At 72.4% G+C, this 21,340-nt stretch carries 20 protein-coding genes, 1 tRNA gene and 1 other RNA gene; 12 read left to right on the top strand and 10 right to left on the bottom strand.

What is annotated here, in order from left to right; all coding sequences use genetic code 11:
- Positions 1 to 20: 20 nt before the first annotated feature.
- The 4 genes from ACGFI2_RS30170 to ACGFI2_RS30155 form a co-directional block, all read right to left on the bottom strand.
- Positions 21 to 515, bottom strand: coding sequence for a hypothetical protein (locus tag ACGFI2_RS30170; RefSeq protein ID WP_393523510.1), 495 nt, complete (start codon positions 513 to 515; stop codon positions 21 to 23).
- Positions 516 to 547: 32 nt separating this feature from the next.
- A complete protein-coding gene (locus tag ACGFI2_RS30165; RefSeq protein ID WP_393523479.1) occupies positions 548 to 1,162 on the bottom strand; it encodes a hypothetical protein in 615 nt (204 codons plus the stop codon).
- Between the two features lie 68 nt (positions 1,163 to 1,230).
- On the bottom strand, positions 1,231 to 1,353 hold the full coding sequence (locus ACGFI2_RS30160; protein ID WP_393523476.1) for a hypothetical protein: 123 nt from the start codon (positions 1,351 to 1,353) through the stop codon (positions 1,231 to 1,233).
- Positions 1,354 to 1,578: 225 nt separating this feature from the next.
- A tRNA-Ser gene (locus ACGFI2_RS30155) sits at positions 1,579 to 1,663 on the bottom strand.
- Between the two features lie 81 nt (positions 1,664 to 1,744).
- Between ACGFI2_RS30155 and ffs the strand changes: the two genes are divergently transcribed.
- The 9 genes from ffs to ACGFI2_RS30110 all read left to right on the top strand — a co-directional run bounded on the left by ffs (position 1,745) and on the right by ACGFI2_RS30110 (position 12,060).
- Positions 1,745 to 1,835: signal recognition particle sRNA small type (ffs, locus tag ACGFI2_RS30150), an RNA gene on the top strand.
- Positions 1,836 to 1,942: 107 nt separating this feature from the next.
- On the top strand, positions 1,943 to 4,858 hold the full coding sequence (locus ACGFI2_RS30145; RefSeq protein WP_393523473.1) for a DNA polymerase III subunit gamma and tau: 2,916 nt from the start codon (positions 1,943 to 1,945) through the stop codon (positions 4,856 to 4,858).
- 108 nt (positions 4,859 to 4,966) lie between these two features.
- Positions 4,967 to 5,275 (top strand): YbaB/EbfC family nucleoid-associated protein, encoded by a 309-nt coding sequence (locus ACGFI2_RS30140; RefSeq protein WP_269694699.1) that lies wholly within the window; start codon positions 4,967 to 4,969, stop codon positions 5,273 to 5,275.
- Between the two features lie 8 nt (positions 5,276 to 5,283).
- Positions 5,284 to 5,877 carry a recombination mediator RecR gene (gene recR / locus ACGFI2_RS30135; RefSeq protein WP_366594525.1) on the top strand — a complete coding sequence of 198 codons (594 nt, stop codon included), beginning with the start codon at positions 5,284 to 5,286 and terminating at the stop codon, positions 5,875 to 5,877.
- 230 nt (positions 5,878 to 6,107) lie between these two features.
- Positions 6,108 to 7,778 carry an ABC transporter substrate-binding protein gene (locus tag ACGFI2_RS30130; RefSeq protein WP_393523469.1) on the top strand — a complete coding sequence of 557 codons (1,671 nt, stop codon included), beginning with the start codon at positions 6,108 to 6,110 and terminating at the stop codon, positions 7,776 to 7,778.
- A gap of 104 nt (positions 7,779 to 7,882) precedes the next feature.
- Positions 7,883 to 8,890 carry an ABC transporter permease gene (locus ACGFI2_RS30125; protein WP_393523467.1) on the top strand — a complete coding sequence of 336 codons (1,008 nt, stop codon included), beginning with the start codon at positions 7,883 to 7,885 and terminating at the stop codon, positions 8,888 to 8,890.
- Complete coding sequence (locus ACGFI2_RS30120; protein ID WP_393523464.1) at positions 8,887 to 9,927, top strand: ABC transporter permease; 1,041 nt, start codon at positions 8,887 to 8,889, stop codon at positions 9,925 to 9,927. The genes ACGFI2_RS30125 and ACGFI2_RS30120 overlap by 4 nt, the downstream gene beginning before the upstream one ends.
- 43 nt (positions 9,928 to 9,970) lie before the next feature.
- Positions 9,971 to 10,957 carry an ABC transporter ATP-binding protein gene (locus ACGFI2_RS30115; protein ID WP_393523462.1) on the top strand — a complete coding sequence of 329 codons (987 nt, stop codon included), beginning with the start codon at positions 9,971 to 9,973 and terminating at the stop codon, positions 10,955 to 10,957.
- Complete coding sequence (locus tag ACGFI2_RS30110; protein ID WP_393523459.1) at positions 10,954 to 12,060, top strand: ABC transporter ATP-binding protein; 1,107 nt, start codon at positions 10,954 to 10,956, stop codon at positions 12,058 to 12,060. Before ACGFI2_RS30115 ends, ACGFI2_RS30110 begins: the two co-directional genes overlap by 4 nt.
- 45 nt (positions 12,061 to 12,105) lie before the next feature.
- On the opposite strand, the gene ACGFI2_RS30105 is transcribed toward ACGFI2_RS30110, so the two are convergent.
- Positions 12,106 to 12,582 carry a hypothetical protein gene (locus ACGFI2_RS30105; RefSeq protein WP_393523456.1) on the bottom strand — a complete coding sequence of 159 codons (477 nt, stop codon included), beginning with the start codon at positions 12,580 to 12,582 and terminating at the stop codon, positions 12,106 to 12,108.
- The gene (locus ACGFI2_RS30100) at positions 12,564 to 13,223 is read right to left on the bottom strand and encodes an HNH endonuclease family protein (protein WP_393523507.1); all 660 of its coding nucleotides are present in this window, start codon (positions 13,221 to 13,223) and stop codon (positions 12,564 to 12,566) included. The genes ACGFI2_RS30105 and ACGFI2_RS30100 overlap by 19 nt, the downstream gene beginning before the upstream one ends.
- A gap of 108 nt (positions 13,224 to 13,331) precedes the next feature.
- Here ACGFI2_RS30100 and ACGFI2_RS30095 point away from each other — a divergent pair, with 108 nt between their 5' ends.
- On the top strand, positions 13,332 to 14,774 hold the full coding sequence (locus ACGFI2_RS30095; RefSeq protein WP_393523453.1) for an MFS transporter: 1,443 nt from the start codon (positions 13,332 to 13,334) through the stop codon (positions 14,772 to 14,774).
- 21 nt (positions 14,775 to 14,795) lie between these two features.
- Here ACGFI2_RS30095 and leuA read toward each other — a convergent pair whose 3' ends face one another.
- The 4 genes from leuA to ACGFI2_RS30075 all read right to left on the bottom strand — a co-directional run bounded on the left by leuA (position 14,796) and on the right by ACGFI2_RS30075 (position 18,642).
- Positions 14,796 to 16,541 (bottom strand): 2-isopropylmalate synthase, encoded by a 1,746-nt coding sequence (gene leuA, locus ACGFI2_RS30090; RefSeq protein ID WP_393523450.1) that lies wholly within the window; start codon positions 16,539 to 16,541, stop codon positions 14,796 to 14,798.
- A gap of 238 nt (positions 16,542 to 16,779) precedes the next feature.
- Positions 16,780 to 17,112, bottom strand: coding sequence for a hypothetical protein (locus ACGFI2_RS30085; RefSeq protein ID WP_393523448.1), 333 nt, complete (start codon positions 17,110 to 17,112; stop codon positions 16,780 to 16,782).
- A gap of 150 nt (positions 17,113 to 17,262) precedes the next feature.
- The gene (locus tag ACGFI2_RS30080; protein ID WP_393523445.1) at positions 17,263 to 17,793 is read right to left on the bottom strand and encodes a nitroreductase family protein; all 531 of its coding nucleotides are present in this window, start codon (positions 17,791 to 17,793) and stop codon (positions 17,263 to 17,265) included.
- An 84-nt stretch (positions 17,794 to 17,877) separates the two neighbouring features.
- Positions 17,878 to 18,642, bottom strand: a complete 765-nt coding sequence (locus ACGFI2_RS30075; protein WP_393523443.1) for a hypothetical protein — start codon at positions 18,640 to 18,642, stop codon at positions 17,878 to 17,880.
- Positions 18,643 to 18,848: 206 nt separating this feature from the next.
- On the opposite strand from ACGFI2_RS30075, the gene ACGFI2_RS30070 reads away from it, so the two are divergent.
- Together ACGFI2_RS30070 and ACGFI2_RS30065 are read left to right on the top strand one after the other, a co-directional pair.
- Positions 18,849 to 20,114 (top strand): aspartate kinase, encoded by a 1,266-nt coding sequence (locus ACGFI2_RS30070; RefSeq protein WP_393523441.1) that lies wholly within the window; start codon positions 18,849 to 18,851, stop codon positions 20,112 to 20,114.
- Positions 20,115 to 20,119: 5 nt separating this feature from the next.
- Positions 20,120 to 21,178, top strand: coding sequence for an aspartate-semialdehyde dehydrogenase (locus tag ACGFI2_RS30065; protein WP_393523438.1), 1,059 nt, complete (start codon positions 20,120 to 20,122; stop codon positions 21,176 to 21,178).
- Positions 21,179 to 21,340 lie beyond the last annotated feature (162 nt).

The raw sequence follows: 21,340 nt of genomic DNA, 5'->3' as shown, positions 1-21,340 counted from the left end.
GACCGGAGGTGACCAGCCGGTCAGCAGGGGCCGTAGCCCTCGTCGAAGAGGCGGCGGGCCCAGTCCGCGTACCCGGCGATGATCTTTCGGACGGTGACGCCGTCGTGCAGGAACAGGTATGCGCGGTCGCCGTCGCGGGCGAGCAGCCCGGCGAAGCGGTGGCTGCCGGGCGGCGCCGGCAGCGCGACGGCGCCGGGGTACGCGGCGCGCACCTCGCCGATCGGCGTGCCGGCGCCGATGCCCTCCGGTGTGGTCATCGGGTCGTCGAGCCAGAGCAGGACGAGCCGGTCGTCGACGAAGATCGGGCTGACCGAGCCGTGCCCGGCCAGCGTGGGCCCGCAGGCCGCCTCGTCGGCGCGCAGCAGGCCGCGCCGGGTGAGGTCCTCCTCGGTGGCGCCGAACTCCGCGTTGCGCAGGCCGTCCAGGCTGACCACCTCGGCGGCGCCGACCGGCCGGGCCGCCACGGTCGGCCCTTGTGGACGAATGCCGCTCCCGGCGGCGGAAGCGGCAACCAGCAGTGCGGCTATAAAGCCGAATTGTCGCAATTTCATGCAATCCCCCAGTCCCCAACGGGTCCGGGGCGAAGAGGTTGCTGGTGCGGGCCGGATTGGCGCAGTTCCCATTCGTCGGCCAGCTCGTCCCAGTAGTCGGCGGACAGCCCGCGCCGGCCGTGCGCCAGCCAGCCGGCCGTGTCCCGCTCCAGGTGCAGGCCCAGCTCGGCGAACGGGTCGATCCACGCGCCCGGCTCGGCACCCAGCCGGGTCAGCGCCGCGTTGATCGGCCACTGCGCGCGCGGCCGGTCCAGCGTGCCGTCGTGGCGCGGCCCCCAGCTCACCTCACCGCCCAGCCACACCACCGCGGACTGGTGGCCGAGCCCGCCCGCGAACTCCGCCTCCAGGTACGCCACCGGCCCGCGCCGCGACCAGCGGGCCAGCAGCTCCGCCAACGGCGGCGAGAGGACCAGCCGGAACGGGCGGACGGCGCACGGCTCGTCGGTGGCGAAGTCCGGCAGCCCGCCGGTCAGCTCCGCCACGAGCTGCGGGGTGACCGGCAGCAGCGCGAAGTCCTGCCGGAGCGCCGCCAGCACCGCGTGATCCAGGTCGACGGTCTGCTCGCGCAGCAGCTCGATGTCGGCCACCACGGCGCTGAGCTGGTAACTCATCCAATCCTCTCGGTGTACGCGGAAGGGGCCGGACCTTCGACGGGCCGGCCCCCTGCCGGTCAGGTGGGTCACCACGCGGACATGTCGGGGAGTTGGTCGATCGAGATGGTCCTCGGGTCGGCCATCGCGGTGCGCCACAGCCCGGCCACGTCCTTGCCGCTGCCGTTCCAGTCCCGCGATGCCCAGACCACGTAGTACGGCCGGGTCGGAATTGGGGTTGAGTGGACTGAACGTCTCCGCCACGCCCGTGGTCTTCGCGCCGCTGACCGCCTTGTTGGTGGCGAAGTCGCTGCTGCCGTGTAAGTAGTCGGAGGTGACCAGGTCGACGTAGCCGTCACCCGGGTACCAGGACGCCGACCCGAGTGCGGACGCAACGAAGGGCCGGCACGTTGGGTGCCGGCCCTTCGTCCTCGGGGCGGAGGATACGAGATTCGAACTCGTGAGGGTGTAAACCCAACACGCTTTCCAAGCGTGCGCCCTAGGCCTCTAGGCGAATCCTCCGCGAGCCAGGATACAGGTCCCGTGACGGCGGGCCACCCCACCCTCCCAGAAGATCCACACGGCGTCGGGTAGGCTTGGCGGCACCCCCCGTGCGGCGTGCATCTCGTGAACCTCCCCAGGGCCGGAAGGCAGCAAGGATAAGCGGGCTCTGACGGGTGCACGGGGGGCCTTTCTGTCTCCGGGGCCCGGTAACGTCGCCGCGGGTCAGGTCACGGGGTGGTGGGTGGTCACCGGCGGCCGACCGGCGCAGAATGGCTCGGTCGAGAGGAGGCGGGACGGGTGGCACTGGCCCTTTACCGCAAGTACCGGCCCCGTACGTTCGCCGAGGTCATCGGCCAGGAGCACGTCACCGAGCCGTTGTCGCAGGCGCTGCGCAGCGGCCGGCTGAACCACGCGTACCTCTTCTCCGGCCCCCGCGGCTGCGGCAAGACCTCAAGCGCCCGGATCCTGGCCCGATCGCTCAACTGCGAGCAGGGGCCGACGCCCGAGCCGTGCGGGCAGTGCGAGTCGTGCCGCGGGCTGGCCCCCGACGGCGGCGGGTCGATCGACGTCATCGAGATCGACGCGGCCAGCCACGGCGGCGTCGACGACGCCCGCGAGCTGCGCGAGAAGGCGTTCTTCGCGCCGGCCCGCAGCCGCTTCAAGATCTATATCATCGACGAGGCCCACATGGTCTCGACGCAGGGCTTCAACGCCCTGCTGAAGCTGGTCGAGGAGCCCCCGGAGTACGTCAAGTTCATCTTCGCCACCACCGAGCCGGAGAAGGTCCTCGGCACGATCAGGTCGCGGACCCACCACTACCCGTTCCGGCTGTTCCCGCCGAAGGTGCTCCGCCCCTATCTGGAGCAGCTCTGCGAGGCCGAGGGCGTCAAGGTCGAGCCGGCGGTCTTCCCGCTGGTGGTCCGCGCCGGCGGGGGCAGCGCGCGGGACAGCCTCTCCGTGCTCGACCAGCTCATCGCAGGCGCCGGCCCGGAGGGGGTCGGCTACGCCCGGGCCGCCGCGCTGCTCGGCGTCACCGACTCCGCGTTGATCGACGAGATGTGCGACGCGCTGGCCGCCGGGGACGGCGCGGCCGCGTACGCGACCGTCGACCGGGTGGCCGAGGCCGGCCACGACCCGCGCCGGTTCGCCTCCGACCTGCTGGAGCGGCTGCGCGACCTGATCGTGCTCCAGCAGGTGCCGGACGCCGCCACCAAGGGCCTCATCGACGGCCCGGCCGACCAGATCGAGCGGATGGCCGCCCAGGCCCAGCGGCTCGGCCCGGCCACGCTGTCGCGCTGCGCCGACATCGTGCACAACGGCCTGGTGGAGATGCGCGGCACCACCGCGCCCCGACTGCTGCTGGAGCTGATCTGCGCCCGGATGCTGCTGCCCGGCGTCGACGACTCGTCCGGCGGCCTGCTCCAGCGCCTGGAGCGGATGGAGCGCCGGCTCACCCTCGGCGGCGTCGAGCCGCCGCCGGTCGCGCACGCCGGCCACGACCAGGAGGTACGCCCGGCGGCTCCCGCCCCGGGCGCGGCTGCCGCCGCGATCCACCCGGAGACCGCCGGCACGCCGGCGGCTGCCGGCGCCCCGACCGGTGCCGCCGCCGCCCGCGCCGCCGCCATGGCGGCCGGCTCCCGTGCCGCCTCACCCGGCCCCCGCGCCGCCGACGACGCGGCTGCCACCCGCCCGGCCCCGAGCGGAGCGGACCCGGTGGACGGCCCGACCGCCTCCGCCGGCCCGGGGCACTCCGGCGCGGTTGCCGGTTCCGCCGGCCCGGCGGACTCCGGCGCGGCAGCCGGTGGTCCGGCGGGTGACCGACCCACCTCCGGAGCGCCGGCCAGACGGCCCGTGCCGGCCTCGGCGGTGATGCCCGACCCGGCGACCCCCGAGCCCCCCCGACCCGGCTCCACCGGCCCCGGCGCGCTGGACGCGGTCGCGGTGCGGCGGGTGTGGCCGGACATCGTGGCGAAGGTCAACCGGATCAAGAAGCCGGCCGCCGCGCTGATGCGGGACGCGGTGGTCCGCGACGTGGACGGCGAGACCCTCGTGCTGACCGTCAAGTCGCCGGTGCTCGCCCAGATGATGGCCGCGCAGACCTCGGTCCTGGCCGAAGCGCTCTACGAGGAGTTCGGCGGGCGCTGGCAGATTCGCTGCGAGGTCGCCGGCGAGCGGGGCGGCGCCTCGCTGGGCGGCCCGGCGCGCCCGTCCGCCCCGGCCCGCCCGGCATCCGGCCCGGCCGCCGAGCCCGATGGCCCGGCCCCTCGACACGGCGGCCCGGCGGCCCGTCCCGATGGCCCGGATTCCCGTCCCGGGGGATCGGACGGTGCCGGTGGGCCGGGTTCGACCGGTGGGCACGGTGCTCCGGGCTCGGTGGGCGTCGGGCCCGGTGGTCCAGGCCCGGCGGGTGCTGCGCACGCCGGGCTGGGCTCGGCCGGTGCCGCGTCCGGCGGTGCGGGAGGCGCGGGTGCGGCGCGCGGTGGTTCGGGTTCGATCGGCCCCGGGGCTGGTGGCGCAGGTCCGGCTGGTGCCGCCGGCCCTGGTGGGACCGCTGCGGGCGGGAGCCCGAACGGTTCCGCGCGACGGTCCGGCGACACGCCGGCGAATCCGACCGCGCCCGCCGCCGACGACGAGGAGGACTGGCCGGAGGCGGCCCGTCCCGGCGGCGAGGCGAACGCGGCGGACCGGTCGGAGCCGGCCCGCTCGGGTGGCGCCGGCGCGGCGGTGCGTGCCGCCGGTGGCGAGGACTGGCCCGAGGCGGCGCGCCCGGGCGGGGCCACGGCCACCGCGACAGCGGCTCCCGCCGTACCGAAGCCGGCCGGACCGGCGGCCACGCCACCGCCGCCCGCGAAGGGTGCCGCCGGCGGGCAGCGGAACAGCGCGATCGCGGCGGCCCGGGCGGCCGCTGCCGCGGCCGCGGCGGGTGGTGGGCCGGGCAAGGGCCCCCGAGCCGGGCAGTCGGGCCGCCCGGCCGCGGATGCCGAGTGGGCCGGCGAACCGCCCTACGACCCGGACTTCGACGGGCCGATCCGGCCCGGCCAGCGGGCCGCGGCCCCGGCGACCCCCGCCTACGAGGGGTTCGACCCGGGCGACGAGCCGCTGGACGAGGTGATCGACGAGCGGACCGCCCGGCAGTCCAGCGAGGAGCAGGCGGTGGCGCTGCTGCGCGAGGCGTTCGGGGCCGAGAGGATCAACGAGGTCGACGCGCGCTGAGCGCGGGTCGACCCGGAACAGCGGTGCCGTGGCCCGACTAGGCTGGGCGCGGCCGAGCAGACGAGTGCGAAGAAGGAGCGGCCCGTGCGCCCAGGTGGACAGCCCAACATGCAGCAGATGCTGAAGCAGGCGCAGAAGATGCAGCAGCAGATCGCCAACGCCCAGGCCGAGCTGGCCGAGGCGGAGCTGACCGGCACCGCGGGCGGTGGCCTGGTGACGGCCACCGTCGCCGGCACCGGTGAGCTGAAGGCGATCAAGATCGACCCGAAGGCGGTCGACCCGGAGGACGTGGAGACCCTGGAGGACCTGGTCGTCGCGGCCGTGCACAACGCCGCCGAGGCGGCCCGGGAGCTGACCGAGAAGAAGATGGGCCCGGTCGCGGGCGGGATGGGCGGCCTCGGCCTGCCCGGTTTCTGAGCCGGCAGATGTACGAAGGTGCCATCCAGGACCTGATCGACGAGTTGGGTCGGCTGCCGGGCGTCGGCCCGAAGAGCGCCCAGCGGATCGCGTTCCACGTCCTGTCGGCGGACCCGGCCGACGTCAACCGGCTGGCCGGCGCGCTGCGCAAGGTCAAGGACCTGGTCCGGTTCTGCACGACCTGTTACAACGTGGCCGAGTCCGAGCAGTGCCGGATCTGCCGCGACCCCCGGCGCACCGACGAGGTGCTCTGCGTGGTCGAGGAGCCGAAGGACGTGGTGGCGATCGAGCGGACCGGCGAGTTCCGGGGGCGCTACCACGTGCTCGGCGGCGCGATCAATCCGCTGGAGGGCATCGGCCCGGACAACCTGCGGATCCGTGAGCTGATGACCCGGTTGGGCGGTGGCGAGATCCGCGAGCTGATCCTCGCCACCGACCCGAACACCGAGGGCGAGGCGACCGCGACCTACCTGGCGCTGATGGTCAAGCCGATGGGGATCGCGGTGACCCGGCTGGCCAGCGGCCTGCCGGTCGGCGGCGACCTGGAGTACGCCGACGAGATCACGCTGGGCCGCGCCTTTGAGGGGCGTCGGGCGGTCTGAGCCCCGGCCCGGTGGTGTACCGCGTGCCCACCACCGGGCCGCCGCGGCCTGCGCCGAGACGACCACTTTTTCCGATGCCGTGCCCGCGCGGTGTGAGGAAGCCTCGGAAGGTGTCGGCTTGGTAGCGATTGCCCTCGGCTCTTTCCACTTCTGTGTGACATGCCATAACCTCCCGCTCACGGACTGAGTCACAGCTCGGCGTGGACACATGCGCATGACAGAGGTGAGAGATGCAGGCGAGCAGGCTGAAAACGGCTGTTGCCCTCGCGGCCGCGGCCGCCCTGGCGGTCGGTGCGTCCGGCTGCGCCAAGAGCGACCGGGAAGAGGGCGGTGGGGACGCCAAGACCGGCGGCACCTTCGTCTTCGCCGGTGCCGGGAACCCGAAGAACTTCGACCCGATCTTCAACGACGACGGTGAGTCGTTCCGGCCGATCCGCCAGATGTACGACACCCTCGTGCAGAACAAGCCCGGCACGGCTGATCTGCAGGGTGCTCTGGCGGAGAGCTGGGAGCACGACCCGGAGGGCAAGGTCTGGACCTTCAAGCTCCGCAAGGGCGTGAAGTTCCACGACGGCACCGACTTCAACGCCGCGGCCGTCTGCTTCAACTTCGACCGCTGGTTCAACATGAAGGGCGCCGCCGCCCAGTCGCAGATGATCTACTACTCGGACGTCTTCGGCGGCTTCGCGAAGAACGAGGCCGAGGGGGTCGGCGACCCGGTCTACAACAAGTGCGAGGCGAAGGACGACGGCACCGCCGTCATCGCGATGAACCAGTACAAGGGCGCCTTCCCGGGCGCCTTCGCGCTGACCGCGCTCTCGATCGCCAGCCCCGAGGCGCTGAAGAAGTACGACGCCGACGCGGTCAAGCAGAACGGCGACTCGTTCGAGTACAGCGCGTTCGCCAACGAGCACCCGGTCGGCACCGGCCCGTTCAAGTTCGCGGGCTGGGACAAGGCCAAGGGTGAGATCACCCTGGACCGGAACCCCGACTACTGGGGCGAGAAGGCCAAGGTCGACAAGCTCGTCATCAAGATCATTGAGGACGAGAACACCCGCAAGCAGGAGCTGCGGGCGGGCACCGTCCAGGGCATCGACTTCCCGGCCCCGGCCGACCGCAAGGCGCTGTCGGGCGAGGGCTACCAGGTCCTCGACCGCCCGGCCTTCAACATCCTCTACCTCGGCTTCAACCAGAAGAACCCGAAGCTGAAGGACCTGCGGGTGCGCCAGGCCATCGCCCACGCCCTCAACCGCCAGCAGCTGGTCCAGACCAAGGGCCCGGGTGGCACCAAGGTCGCCGACGAGTTCATGCCGGACACCGTGCTCGGCTACGCGCAGGACGTGCAGAAGTACGACTACAACGTCGACAAGGCCAAGCAGCTGCTCAAGGAGGCGGGCGCCGAGAACCTGACGCTCAACTTCTACTACCCGACCGACGTCTCCCGGCCGTACATGCCGAACCCGCAGGAGATCTTCACCGTCCTGGCCAACGACCTGCAGGCCGTCGGCATCAAGGTCAACGGTGTGGCCCGCCCGTGGAACGGTGGTTACAAGGACGACGTGCAGCAGTTCGGCAAGCACGACCTGCACATCCTCGGCTGGACCGGTGACTACAACGACCCGGGCAACTTCGTCGGCACCTTCTTCGGCCGCGGCAAGGTCGAGTTCGGCGACCAGGCGATGACCGAGATGTTCGAGGCCATCACCAAGGCCGACGGCACGGTCGACGAGGCCGGCAAGAAGGCCGCGTGGGAGCAGGTCAACCGCGACATCGCCGCCAAGTGGCTGCCGGCCGTGCCGGTCTGGCACGCCCCGCCGGCCATCGTGGTCACCAAGGACGTCAAGGGTCTGGTCGCCAGCCCTCTGACCGACGAGCGGTTCAACACCGTCAGCGTCGGCTGAAGCGCTACTGACCGCTGACGCCGTACGCGGAATCGGCCCGGGCCGGGCTCTCTCTCCCGGCCCGGGCCGACCCGCTGTTAAACGAGAAATCTGGTGTGTGAGAGATGTTGCGAGTCATAGTTCGCCGCCTGCTGCAGCTGGTGGTGACCCTGATAGGGCTGTCCGCCCTGGTCTTCGTCTGGCTGCGGAACCTGCCCGGCGGCCCGATCGAGGCGCTGCTCGGTGAGCGGGCCACGCCGGAGCGGCGCGCCCTGCTGGTCAAGGCCCTCGGCTACGACCAGCCGATCCTGGTGCAGTACGCGAAATTCATGCAGCGGCTGTTGACCGGCGACTTCGGCAACTCGATCCGGAGCGGCGACCCGGTCACCGAGGTGATCGGCCGCGCCTTCCCGGCCACCGTGGAGCTGGCCGCCGCCGCGATGATCATCGCGATCGGGCTCGGCGTGCCGCTCGGCTACCTCGCCGCCCGGCACCGCGGCCGGCTGCTCGACAACATGAGCATCGCCGGCACCCTGCTCGGCATCTCGATCCCGATCTTCTTCCTGGGCTACCTGCTCAAGGACGTCTTCACCCAGAACATCCACTGGTTCCCGCCCTCGGGCCGGATGAGCACCGGCCTGGACAACACCGACATCACCGGCTTCTTCGTCCTCGACGGTCTGCTCACGCGGGAGTTCGACGCCGCCGGCGACGCGCTGTGGCACCTGATCCTGCCGGCGCTCACCCTGGCCACCATCCCGCTGGCGGTGATCGTCCGGATCACCCGGGCCAGCGTGCTCGACGTGCTCAACGAGGACTTCGTCCGCACCGCCGAGGCGAAGGGCCTGCGGCACAAGACCATCCGGGGCCGGCACATCCTGCGCAACGCCCTGCTGCCGGTGGTCACCACCATCGGCCTGCAGACCGGCGCGCTGCTCTCCGGCGCGGTGCTCACCGAGCGGGTCTACAACTGGGGCGGCCTCGGCACGCTGATCTACAACTCGATCAGCGGCGGCCGTGACTACCCGGTGCTCCAGGCGCTGATCCTGCTGGCCGCGCTGGTCTTCGTGCTGGTCAACCTCTTGGTCGACCTCTCCTACGCCTTCATCGACCCGAGGGTGCGTGTGCGATGAGCGATCCGATCATCCAGCCCATGGTGGGCGCCCAGCGCGAGAGCGTGGACCCTTCGGCCGTCACGGAGAAGCCCGAGGGTACCCTGCCCCGCGGCCTCGACCGGCTGGGCGAGCGCAAGCGCGCCCGGCTGGAGCAGCTGGCCCAGGCCACCGCGGACAAGGGTGGCGTCAGCCTGGTCCGGGACGCGTTCCGCCGGCTGCGCCGCAACCCGACCGCGATGGTCGGCGCGTCCATCGTGGCGCTCTTCGTCCTGGTCGCGATCTTCGCGCCGCTGCTCGCGCCGCACGACCCCGCGCAGCGCTTCGACGAGTTGACGAAGAACCTGACCGTCGACAGCATCCCCGGCGCCAGCAGCGAGTTTCCGCTCGGCTCCGACCCGCTCGGCCGGGACTTCCTGTCCCGGATGATCCACGGCAGCCAGCAGACCCTGTTCGTCGGTGTGCTCGCCACGATGATCGGGCTGGGCCTCGGCGTGCTGGTGGGCGCGCTCGCCGGCGCGTTCGGCGGTTGGGTCGACAACATCCTGATGCGCTTCACCGACGTGATGCTGGCCCTGCCGGCGCTGCTGCTGGCGATCAGCCTGGTGGCCATGGCCAGCCGGTCCAGCCAGTGGACGGTCATCCTCGCGGTGGCCATCGTCAACGTGCCGATCTTCGCCCGGCTGCTGCGCGGCTCGATGCTCGCCCAGCGGGAGAGCGACCACGTGCTGGCGGCCCGCGCGCTCGGCGTCAAGCGAGGGGCGATCGTGCTACGGCACATGCTGCCCAACGCGATGACCGCGGTGATCGTGCAGGCGACCCTGACCCTCTCCACCGCCATCCTGGAGGCCGCGTCGCTGTCCTTCCTCGGCCTCGGTGACCCCGACATCAACCGCGCGGAGTGGGGCCTGATGCTCGGTGTGGACGGTCAGCGCTACTTCGAGGTGCGGCCGGAACTGGCCTACTTCCCGGCCGTCGCGATCATCGTGGTCGCGCTCGGCTTCACCCTGCTGGGCGAGGGCATGCGCGAGGCGATCGACCCGAAGAGCCGGCGGTGACGGCGGTGCGGACCAACGACCAGCACGGTGAGGAAGTGACCCGATGAGCCTGCTCGACGTACGCGACCTGAGCGTCGTGTTCCAGCGCCGCGGTGAGCGACCGTTCACCGCCGTCGACGAGGTCAGCTTCAGTGTGGAGCCGGGGCAGACGGTGGGCCTGGTCGGCGAGTCCGGCTGCGGCAAGAGCGTCACCAGCCTGGCGATCATGGGCCTGCTGCCGCCGCGCGGCAACAAGGTCACCGGCGAGGTGAGCTTCGACGGGGCGGACCTGCTGAAGCTGCGCCCGGACGACCTGCGGGACCGGCGCGGCCGGGACATCGGCATGATCTTCCAGGATCCGCTCTCCTCGCTGAACCCGGTCATCCCGATCGGCACCCAGGTGGCCGAGGTGCTCGAACGGCACCGCGGCATGGACCGCAAGGTGGCGCTGAAGGAGGCCCGGGAGCTGCTCGACGCGGTCGGCATCCCGGACCCGACCCGACGGCTGAAGGAATACCCGCACCAGATCTCCGGCGGCATGCGGCAGCGCGCCCTGATCGCCATCGCGCTTGCGTGCAAGCCGCGGCTGCTGATCGCCGACGAGCCGACCACCGCCCTGGACGTGACCATCCAGGCGCAGATCCTCACGCTGCTCAAGCAGCTGGTCGACGAGACCGGCACCGCGTTGATCATGATCACGCACGACCTCGGCGTGGTGGCCGGGCTCTGCGACACGGTGAACGTTCTCTACGGCGGCAAGATCGTGGAACGGGCGGACCGGCACGAGCTGTTCGCCCGGCCCCGGCACCCGTACACGCACGGGCTGCTCAACTCCGTGCCGAGGCTCGACTCGCCCCGCGGCGAGCCGCTGCACGCCATCCGTGGCTCGGTGGCCGACAACATCCCGTGGGCCGAGGGCTGCGCGTTCGCGCCCCGGTGCGACAACGTGGTGGACGCCTGCCTCGACGGGACGCCACCGCTGGAGCCCACCGCGAACGGCGGCGACCTGCGCTGCAACAACCCCGTTTCCGAGGAGGTGGCGGTCCCGTGACCGAGTCGACCGAGTCGACCGGACCCCTGGTCGAACTGCGTGACCTCAAGGTCCACTTCCCGATCAAGAGCGGCGTGCTCGTCGACCGGACGATCGGGCACGTCTACGCCGTCGACGGGGTATCGCTCTCCATCAACCGGGGCGAGACGTACGGGCTCGTGGGCGAGTCGGGCTGCGGCAAGTCCACGCTGGGTCGGGGCCTGCTGCGGCTGGTCGAGCCGACCGACGGCGAGATCGTCTTCGACGGCACCGACCTGCGCGCGCTCAAGGACGAGCCGATGCGCCGGATCCGCCGCCGGATTCAGATGATCTTCCAGGATCCGCTGTCCAGCCTCGACCCCCGGCAGTCGGTGGAGTCGCTGCTGGTCGAGGGCCTCAAGGCGCACGACCTGGCGAAGGACAAGGCGGCCGTCGGCAAGCAGCTCCGCGAGGCGCTCGCCGCGGTCGGCCTGCCCGCCTCGGCGCTGAGCAAGTATCCGCACGAGTTCTCCGGCGGCCAACGCCAGCGCATCGGCATCGCCCGGGCGCTGGTGCTCGAACCGGACCTGATCGTCGCGGACGAGCCGGTCTCCGCGTTGGACGTGTCGATCCAGGCCCAGGTGCTCAACCTGCTGAACGAGCTCCAGGAGGAGCGCGGCCTCACGTACCTGATCATCGCGCACGACCTGGCGGTGGTCCGGCACATCGCCGACACGGTCGGGGTGATGTACCTCGGCGGCCTGGTGGAGGAGGCGTCCAGCGACGACCTCTACCGGGAGCCGATGCACCCGTACACCAGGGCGCTCATGTCGGCGGTGCCGGTGCCCGACCCGCTGGTCGAGGACCGGCGGGAGCGGATCCTGCTCGCCGGCGACCTGCCGTCACCGGCGAACCCGCCGGCCGGCTGCCGGTTCCACACCCGCTGCCCGTGGGCCCAGCCCACCCGCTGCGCCGACGAGCGGCCGGCGCTGCGCGAGGTGCTCGACGGGCACCGGGTCGCCTGCCACTACGCCGAGGACATCGCGGCCGGCAGGATCCGGCCGCACGAGGTGGAGCCGGAGCTGGTCCGGCCGGACGACGGCGCGGCGCCGGGCGAGACGGGCGAACTCATCCCCACCCCGTGACACGAGGGCGCGTCGGTCCCGGCCGGGGCCGACGCGCCCGTTGGATCAGCCCTCGGGGCGGTTGAGCAGCCCCACCGCGACGGTGTGCACCGCGTCCAGCCCGGCCGGGTCGGCCAGCGGCGCGCTGCCACCGGTGACCGCGTACCACTCGTCGGCGTCCTTGTACTGCACCCGCAGCGTCACCTTGCCGTCGGCGTGCTCGGTCCGCAACGTCAGCTCGCCGGTGACCACGCCGACCTCGTCGGTCATCACCCCGCCCGGGCCGGCCGTGATGTCGGCGGTACGCGTCGCCGGTCCGGCCGGCGCACCCCCGGCCGGCGCGCCCGGGGCCGCGTCGGCGGACATGCCGGCGCCGGAGACGTCGGCGGGCGCCGCCTGTTGGCCGTCCGCGGTCATCCCGGCCGACGCCGGACCGGTCGGGGTCGGGTCGGCGCCGGCCGCCGCGGCGTCGTCGCCGGTGGCGTCCGGTGTCTTCTCCGGGGCCGGTGAGCCACCCGCCCCGGTCACGGCTTGCTCGCCCATGTGCAGCCCTCCAGCATGTCGGTGAGGGCGGCCTTCTCGGCACTTGTCACCGTCAGCCGCCAGTAGTGCTTGACCGTCACCCAGTCGGCCGCGTACTGGCACCAGTACGACCGGTTCGCCGGCTTCCACTGCGACGGGTCCTGGTCACCCTTTGCCCGGTTGGAGCGCGCGGAAACCGCGATGAGCTGCGGCCGGGTCAGGTCGTTGGCGAAGTCACCGCGCTTCGAGTCGTCCCACTCGTCCGCGCCGGAGCGCCAGGCGTTCGCGAGCGGCACCGTGTGGTCGATGTCCACGTCCGACGGGTTGGTCAGCGCCACCCCGTCGTACACGCTCTCCCACCGCCCACCGACCACGTTGCAGCCGGAGAGCTTGATGCCCTCACCGTCCTGCTGGAGGACGCTGTCCCGCACGTCGCAGTTCTTGCCGGTGTTCCGCCAGTGCGGGAACCGCGAGCGGCTGTAGCCCTTCATCGACCCGGCGGTGGCCACGGTCAGCTGGCCGAGCTGCTGGTTGATGTTCCCGGCGGCGCTCGGCGGCGCGTCCGGCTCGGTGACGGCGGGGTCACAGCCGGCCGCGCCGAGGGCGAGCACCGCGGTGAGCGCGGCGGTCAGCCCGGCTCGGACTCTTGATCTCGTATGCACAGACGACACCTCTCCAGCTTGCGGGCTCCGGGCGAGTCCGCACAGTACCCGGCGGCGGTTTCTCTGATTCGTGGCGTCGACGGGGGATGACGGGCAGAGTGGATGGACGTGACCACATCCGCTCCCGCCCCCCGGTTGCGCACCGGAACCGCCGCCGGGCGCGGCACGCTGCTCGCCGCGGTCCTCGCCTCCGGCATGGTGTTCCTGGACAGCACCGTGGTCAACGTCGCGCTGCCCCGCCTCGGCGCCGAACTGGACGCCACGGTGGCCGGTCTTCAGTGGACGGTGAACGGCTACCTGCTGATGCTCGCCGCGTTCGTGCTGCTCGGTGGCGCGCTGGGCGACCGGTTCGGCCGGCGGCGGATCTTCCTGCTCGGGGTGGTCTGGTTCGCGGTGGCGTCGGTGCTCTGCGGGCTGGCCCAGGGCACCGGCTGGCTCATCGCCGCCCGGTTCCTCCAGGGCGCGGGCGGGGCGCTGCTCACCCCCGGCTCGCTCTCCGTGCTCCAGGCCAGCTTCCACCCGGACGACCGGGGTAAGGCGATCGGCACCTGGTCCGGCCTCTCCGGCGTGTCCACCGCGCTCGGGCCGCTGGTCGGCGGCTGGCTGATCGACACCCTTTCCTGGCGGTGGATCTTCTTCGTCAACCTGCCGCTGGCCGTCGGCGTGGTGCTCGCCGCGATGCGCTGGGTGCCGGAGAGCCGGGACGAGGCGGTCTCGCGTACCGGAGGGGGGCGCGGGTTCGACGTGGCCGGCGCGTTGCTCGGCGCGCTGGCGCTCGGCGGCGTCACGTACGCGCTGATCGACGCCCCGGCGCACGGCGCCTCCCCGGCGGTGCTCGCCGCGGCGGTGGTCGGGTTGGCCGCCGTGGTGGTCTTCGTGCTGGTCGAGCGGCGGCGCGGTGACACCGCGATGCTGCCCACCGGGCTGTTCGGCAGCCGGCTCTTCTCGGTGCTCAACATCTTCACCGTGGTGGTGTACGCGGCGCTCGGCGGGTTCACCTTCTTCCTCGCCGTCTACCTGCAGAACGTGGTCGGCTGGTCGGCGCTGCTCACCGGCCTGGCCACGGTGCCGATGACGGTGCTGCTGCTGGTCGGCTCGCCCCGGGCCGGCGCGCTCTCCGCCCGGATCGGACCCCGGCTGCCGCTGACCGTCGGCCCGGTGATCGCCGCGGCCGGCCTGTTGCTGCTGCGCCGGGTCGGGCCGGGCGCCTCGTACTGGACGGACGTGCTGCCCGGCGTGGTGCTGTTCGGGGCCGGGCTCACGCTTGTGGTCGCGCCGCTGACCACATCGGTGCTCGGCGCCGTGTCGGACCGCTTCGCCGGGGTGGCGAGCGGCTTCAACAACGCCGCCTCCCGGGCCGGCGGCCTACTCGCGGTGGCCGCGTTGCCGCTGCTGGTCGGGCTCTCCGGCACCGGGTACGAGCAGAAGGGCGCGTTGGCCGACGCCTACCGGGGGGCGTTGGCGTGGTGCGCGGGGTTGCTCCTCGCCGGTGCCCTGCTCGCCGCCGTGCTCATCCACCGCCCGAGGGTGAAAGGCGGGGCCCCTTCTTAAGAAGGGGCCCCGCCTTGCATCTCAGGGGCGGGTGCGGTTGACGGCGCTGGTGACCGCCTTGACCGAGGCGGTGACGATGTTGGCGTCGACCCCGACACCCCACACGGTCCGGCCGTCCACCTCGCACTCCACGTACGCGGCCGCCTGCGCGTCACCGCCGGAGGAGAGCGCGTGCTCGTGGTAGTCGAGCACCCGTACCGCCACGCCCAGCGACTGCAACGCGTTGACGTACGCGTCGATCGGGCCGTTGCCAACCGCGGTGAGCGCCCTGGTCTCGCCGTCGAAGCCGACCCGGGCGTCGATCTCGACCTTGCCGTCGACGGTGCCGATGGTGTAGCCGGCCAGCGTGACCACCGGGTCGACCTGGTGGTCGACCAGATAGTTGCGGGCGAAGATCTCCCACATGGTGCCCGGCTCGACCTCGCCGCCGTCGTGGTCGGTGACGGCCTGCACCACGCCGGAGAACTCGATCTGGAGGCGGCGCGGCAGGTCGAGCTGGTGCTCGGACTTCATGATGTACGCGACGCCGCCCTTGCCGGACTGCGAATTGACCCGGATGACCGCCTCGTAGGTGCGGCCCAGGTCCTTCGGGTCGATCGGCAGGTAGGGCACCGCCCAGGTGAAGTCGTCGACCGGCACCCCGGCCGCCGCCGCGTCGGTGTGCAGCGCGGCGAAGCCCTTGTTGATGGCGTCCTGGTGGGAGCCGGAGAACGCGGTGTAGACCAGGTCGCCCGCGTACGGGTGGCGTTCGTGCACCGGCAGTTGGTTGCAGTATTCGACCGCGCGCCGGACCTCGTCGATGTTCGAGAAGTCGATCATCGGGTCGATGCCCTGGGAGAACAGGTTGAGGCCCAGCGTGACCAGGTCGACGTTGCCGGTGCGCTCACCGTTGCCGAAGAGGCAGCCCTCGATCCGGTCGGCGCCGGCCAGCAGGCCCAGCTCGGCGGCGGCCACGCCGGTGCCCCGGTCGTTGTGCGGGTGCAGGCTCAGCACCAGGCTGTCCCGCCGGGGCAGGTGCCGGTGCATCCACTCGATCGAGTCGGCGTAGACGTTCGGGGTTGCCATCTCGACCGTCGCCGGCAGGTTGACGATCAGCTTCCGGTCCGGCGTGGGGTCGATCACCTCGATCACCGCCGCGCAGACCTCCAGCGCGTAGTCCAGCTCGGTGCCGGTGTAGGACTCCGGCGAGTACTCGTAGTGGATGTCGGTGTCCGGGGTGTGGATCTCCGCGTACTTCTTGCAGAGCCGGGCGCCCTGGGTGGCGATGTCGGTGATGCCGTCGCGGTCCAGGCCGAAGACCACCCGGCGTTGCAGCGTCGAGGTCGAGTTGTAGAAGTGCACGATGGCCCGGCGGGCGCCGCGCAGCGACTCGAAGGTCCGCTCGATCAGGTGCTCCCGGCACTGGGTCAGCACCTGGATGGTGACGTCCTCCGGGATCAGGTCCTGCTCGATCAGCTGGCGGACGAAGTCGTAGTCGGTCTGGCTGGCCGACGGGAAACCGACCTCGATCTCCTTGTAGCCCATCTGCACCAGCAGCTGGAACATGCGGCGCTTGCGCTCGGGCGACATCGGGTCGATCAGCGCCTGGTTGCCGTCGCGGAGGTCGACGGCGCACCAGCGGGGCGCGGCCTCGACGCGGCGGGTGGGCCAGGCGCGGTCCGGCAGTTCGACGCGGAACTGCTCGTCGTACGGGAGGTAACGGTGGACCGGCATCCGGCTCGGGCGCTGCCGGGCGAACGGATCGGTCTCGGTGACAGGTTGAGCCATCTCGGAGTGCTCCCTGGGAACATGTGGCGTCAGCAGATCGGAAGGTGTCGGCGAGGTGCCGGGCGACGGTGCGCGGCGGTGCCGAGGGGAAGTTCGGATGTGCTGGACGGCGTGTTTCCACTCCGCGACGAGGTGCCGGCCGGTCAGGCCTCGTCGCGGCAGTTAAGGAGAAGAGACGCCTGCCACATGACAGAGTCACCCTACGTGGTGGGACGGGCGCTGGGAAGGCCGGTCCGGACTATGGGACCGGAGTCACCGCTCGGGTGGACTCCGGCGCCCCGCCCAGCCGGGGCGTCCGCTCCGCCCGGGCCACCACAGGCACGATCGCCAGCCCGACCAGCACGAAGATCGCCGCCGCCGGGTACCAGCCCCAACCGCCGGTGCTCACGCCGAGCGCGGTCAGCCCCGCCGGCGCGACCAGGAACTGCAACTGCGAGCCGAGCCCGAACGCGCCCACGTACGCGCCGCGCTGGGCGGCGGGCGGCAGCGTGGCGGTGAGCCCCCAGGTGCCCGCCGACTCGACCAGCTCGGCCACGATGAGCAGCATCGCGGCGGCCACCAGCGCCACCACGGTGAGCAGCCCCCGGGTCTGCCCGGAGATCGGCAGGACTACCGCAACACCGACGTCGGCACCGCCCTGCTCCGGGCCGCGCGCGGCGCCTGACCCGGCTCCGCCGACCGCCGGTTGCGGGTGCCGGGAGCGCCCGGCCCCCGTGGAGGCTCAGCGGAGCAGCAGGGCGGGGAGCGGCCGGCGGCGGCGGAGCGCGGTCTCCCGGTCGTACAGGTCGGGCGGGAGCGTGGCCGGGTCACCGAGGCGGCCGATCGCGGCCACCGCCAGCGGCCGGATGTCGTCGGGCAGGTCCAGCTCGGTGGTGAGACGGGCGCGGTCAAGGCGGGTGAGCTGGCGTACGTGCAGGCCGAGCGCGGTGGCCTGGACGGTGAGGTGGGCGACCGCCTGGCCGAGGTCGTAGGCGGTCCGTTCCGGCTCGCCTCCGGCGTGCGCGGCGAGCAGCAGGGCGGCGGCGTGCCGGGCCCAGCCCTGGTCGGCGTCGGGCAGGCCGACCAGGATCCGCTTCCACGTCTCGTCCTGTCGGTGCCCGAGCGCGAACCGCCACGGCTGGGCGTTGCCGGCCGAGGGGGCCCACCGGGCCGCCTCCAGCAGGGCGGCCACCTCGTCGGCGGTCAGCTCGGTGTCGGGGTCGAACGCGCGAGGGCTCCACCGGAAGGCGAGCAGGGGGGTCAGGTCGGCCATCGGCCCAGCGTCCCCGATGCCCTTTTTGTCGTACTGGTCGGGGGTGGGCAGGTGTGGGCAAGGACACCCGTAACGGACAAAACGCTAAGACGTTTCGGGCTGGGGTGTGTCCTGGCTGACCGGCTCGCCCTCGGTCACCGCGCCGGCCAGCTCGACCGCCGCCGGCGCGGGGCCGGGCTTTCCGGTCAGCGTGAGGCTGCCGAAGGTGGCGCGGACCGCCACCGGGGTGCCGTCCTCGCCGAAGCAGTAGACGCCCACGTCCAGCGGCGCGTTCATCGAGGCCGCGGTGGAGTCGACCGCGTAGCACCGGCCGGTCACGCCGGGCGGCGGCGTGGCGGGGGAGACCGCGAGCGGCGCCCGCCGGTCGGTGAGCACCTCCAGCCAGTCGGTGAACGGGTGCTGCACCCGGGGATCCAACCGGCGGGGCACCGCGTCGTCGGCGTCGCCGAGCCGCACACAGCCGGCCGGTTGCGTCCGGCCGGTCGAGGGCAGGGCGCACTGGAACAGCCCGTCCGAGGTGCCGGCGAGGGAGACGTCCACCGTGCCGCCCCGCCCCCAGCCGGGCACGTCGACCCGCCAGCTGTCGTCGTTCGCGCTGGTCCATGTGACGGTGCGGGGCGGCCCGCCGGGCGGCGCCCAGGCGTAGCTGGCGGTGAGGTGCCGGTCCTGCGCCGCGGCGGCCAGCCCGGCCAGTTCGTCGCGGGCGGCGTCGACCTGCACCGGCACCGGATCGGCGCCGTCGGCCGGAGACGACCCCGGGCGGTCGGCGACGCAGGCGGCCAGCAGCGCCGGCAGGGTGAGCGCGAGTACGCCGGTCAGCCGCCGGGCCGCGCGTCGGTGAGCGTGCACCTGGTCATTCTGCGACGTGGCGGTGGCCCGGGTCAGCCCACCGTACGGCTGTACCGGTTGGCGCGCCCGGGCCGGATGGTGGGATCACCCGACCCGGCCGTGCCGGCCGCCCGATACCCTGAGGAGGTCTGACACGCGCCGCCGGACCGAGAAGCCCGGCGGCGTCGGCACGCTCAGGGCCGTCACTGGGAGGGGAGCGCACCGTCGTGGCACTCGTGGTGCAGAAGTACGGCGGGTCCTCCGTCGCCAACGCGGAGCGGATCAAGCGGGTGGCCGAGCGCATCGTGGCGGCCCGCAAGGCGGGCGACGACGTGGTCGTGGTGGTCTCCGCCATGGGTGACACCACCGACGAGCTGCTCGACCTGGCCAACCAGGTGAGCCCGCTGCCACCCGGCCGCGAGCTGGACATGCTGCTCACCGCCGGCGAGCGGATCTCGATGGCGCTGCTGGCCATGGCCATCCACAACCTGGGCTACGAGGCGCGCTCGTTCACCGGCTCCCAGGCCGGTGTGATCACCACCTCGGTGCACGGCCGGGCCCGGATCATCGACGTGACGCCGGGGCGGCTCAAGGGCGCGCTGGACGAGGGCGCGGTGGTCATCGTCGCCGGCTTCCAGGGTGTCTCGCAGGACACCAAGGACGTCACCACGCTCGGCCGGGGCGGCTCGGACACCACCGCGGTGGCGTTGGCCGCCGCGCTCCACGCGGACGTCTGCGAGATCTACACCGACGTGGACGGCATCTTCACCGCCGACCCGCGGATCGTGCCGAACGCCCGGCACATCGGGCAGATCACCTACGAGGAGACGCTGGAGCTGGCCGCCTGCGGCGCGAAGGTGCTGCACCTGCGCAGCGTCGAGTACGCCCGGCGCGCGGGGTTGCCGATCCACGTCCGTTCGTCATACTCGACCAACACCGGCACGATGGTCACCGGATCGATGGAGGACCTTCCTGTGGAACAGGCACTGATCACCGGGGTAGCCCACGACCGCAGCGAGGCGAAGATCACCATCGTCGGGGTGCCCGACGAGCCGGGCGCCGCCGCGCGGATCTTCGACACCGTCGCCGGCGCCGAGATCAACATCGACATGATCGTGCAGAACGTGTCCACCGAGGGCACCGGTCGCACCGACATCTCGTTCACGCTGCCCAAGGCCGACGGCCCGACCGCGATGGCCGCGCTCAGCAAGATCCAGCAGTCGGTCAAGTTCAAGGGCCTGCTCTACGACGACCACGTCGGCAAGGTCTCGCTGATCGGCGCCGGCATGCGCTCGCATCCGGGTGTCGCCGCCGGCTTCTTCGCCGCGCTCGGCACCGCCGGCGTGAACATCGAAATGATCTCCACCTCGGAGATCCGGGTGTCCGTGGTCTGCCGCGACACCGACCTCGACAAGGCGGTCCGGGCCATCCACGACGCCTTCGAACTGGGTGGTGACACCGAAGCCGTCGTCTACGCCGGCACCGGGCGGTAGCGCGGATGCCACCGCTGCCCACCCTCGCCGTGGTCGGGGCGACCGGCGCCGTCGGCACGGTGATGTGCCAGATCCTCTCCTCCCGCCGCAACGTGTGGGGCGAGATCCGGTTGCTCGCCTCCGCGCGCTCGGCCGGCCGTCGGGTGCGGTGCCGGGGCGAGGAGTTGACCGTCCAGGCCGTCACCCCGGAGGCGTTCGACGGCGTCGACGTGGCGATGTTCGACGTGCCGGACGACGTCTCGGCCGAGTGGGCGCCGATCGCGGTGGCCCGCGGCGCGGTGGTGGTGGACAACTCGGGCGCGTTCCGGATGGACCGGGACGTGCCGCTGGTGGTCCCCGAGATCAACCCCGAACAGGTACGCAACCGGGCCAGGGGGATCATCGCCAACGCCAACTGCACCACCCTGGCGATGATCGTGGCGGTCGCCCCGCTGCACCGCGAATACGGCCTGCGTGAACTGGTCCTCGCCTCCTACCAGGCGGTCTCCGGGGCGGGGCAGGCCGGGGTGGACGCGCTGCACCTCCAGCTCGGCAAGATCGCCGGGGACCGGGTGCTCGGCTCCCGCGCCGGCGACGTACGCCAGGCGGTCGGCGACGAGCTGGGCCCGTTCCCGGCGCCGCTGGCGCTCAACGTGGTGCCCTGGACGGGCTCGCTGGCCGACGGCGGCTGGTCCTCCGAGGAGCTGAAGCTGCGCAACGAGTCGCGCAAGATCCTCGGGCTGCCCGACCTGAAGGTCTCCGCCACCTGCGTACGGGTGCCGGTGGTGACCGGTCACTCGGTCGCCGTGCACGCGGTCTTCGCCACCGAGGTGGACGCCGAGGGCGCCCGCGAGGTGCTGCGCAACGCGCCGGGCGTGATCCTGGTGGACGACCCGGCGGCCGGCGAGTTCCCGATGCCGATCGACGCGGTCGGCACCGACCCGTCCTGGGTGGGCCGGATCCGCCGCGCGGTCGACGATCCGCGAGCCCTCGACCTCTTCGTCACCGGCGACAACCTTCGCAAGGGCGCCGCCCTGAACACCGCCCAGATCGCCGAACTCCTCGCCAAGGAACTCACCCCCTAACCCCCACCCGGATGCCCGCTCTTTCACGGGAAAGAGTGGCCATCGCGGCCCGCATGGCCACTCTTTTCGTGGAGTAGTTCCATCCTGAGTTGGCTGGTCAGGGGGTGTTGACGGGCGGGGTGGGGTAGGTGTGGGGGCAGGTCAGCGCTCGGGTGATCTTCG

Origin of the sequence: Micromonospora sp. NPDC049282, assembly GCF_043197045.1 — a bacterium.
Taxonomy (GTDB): Bacteria; Actinomycetota; Actinomycetes; order Mycobacteriales; family Micromonosporaceae; genus Micromonospora.
Note: the sequence above shows the minus strand (reverse complement) of the source record. Positions and strands in the feature narration are given on the sequence as shown.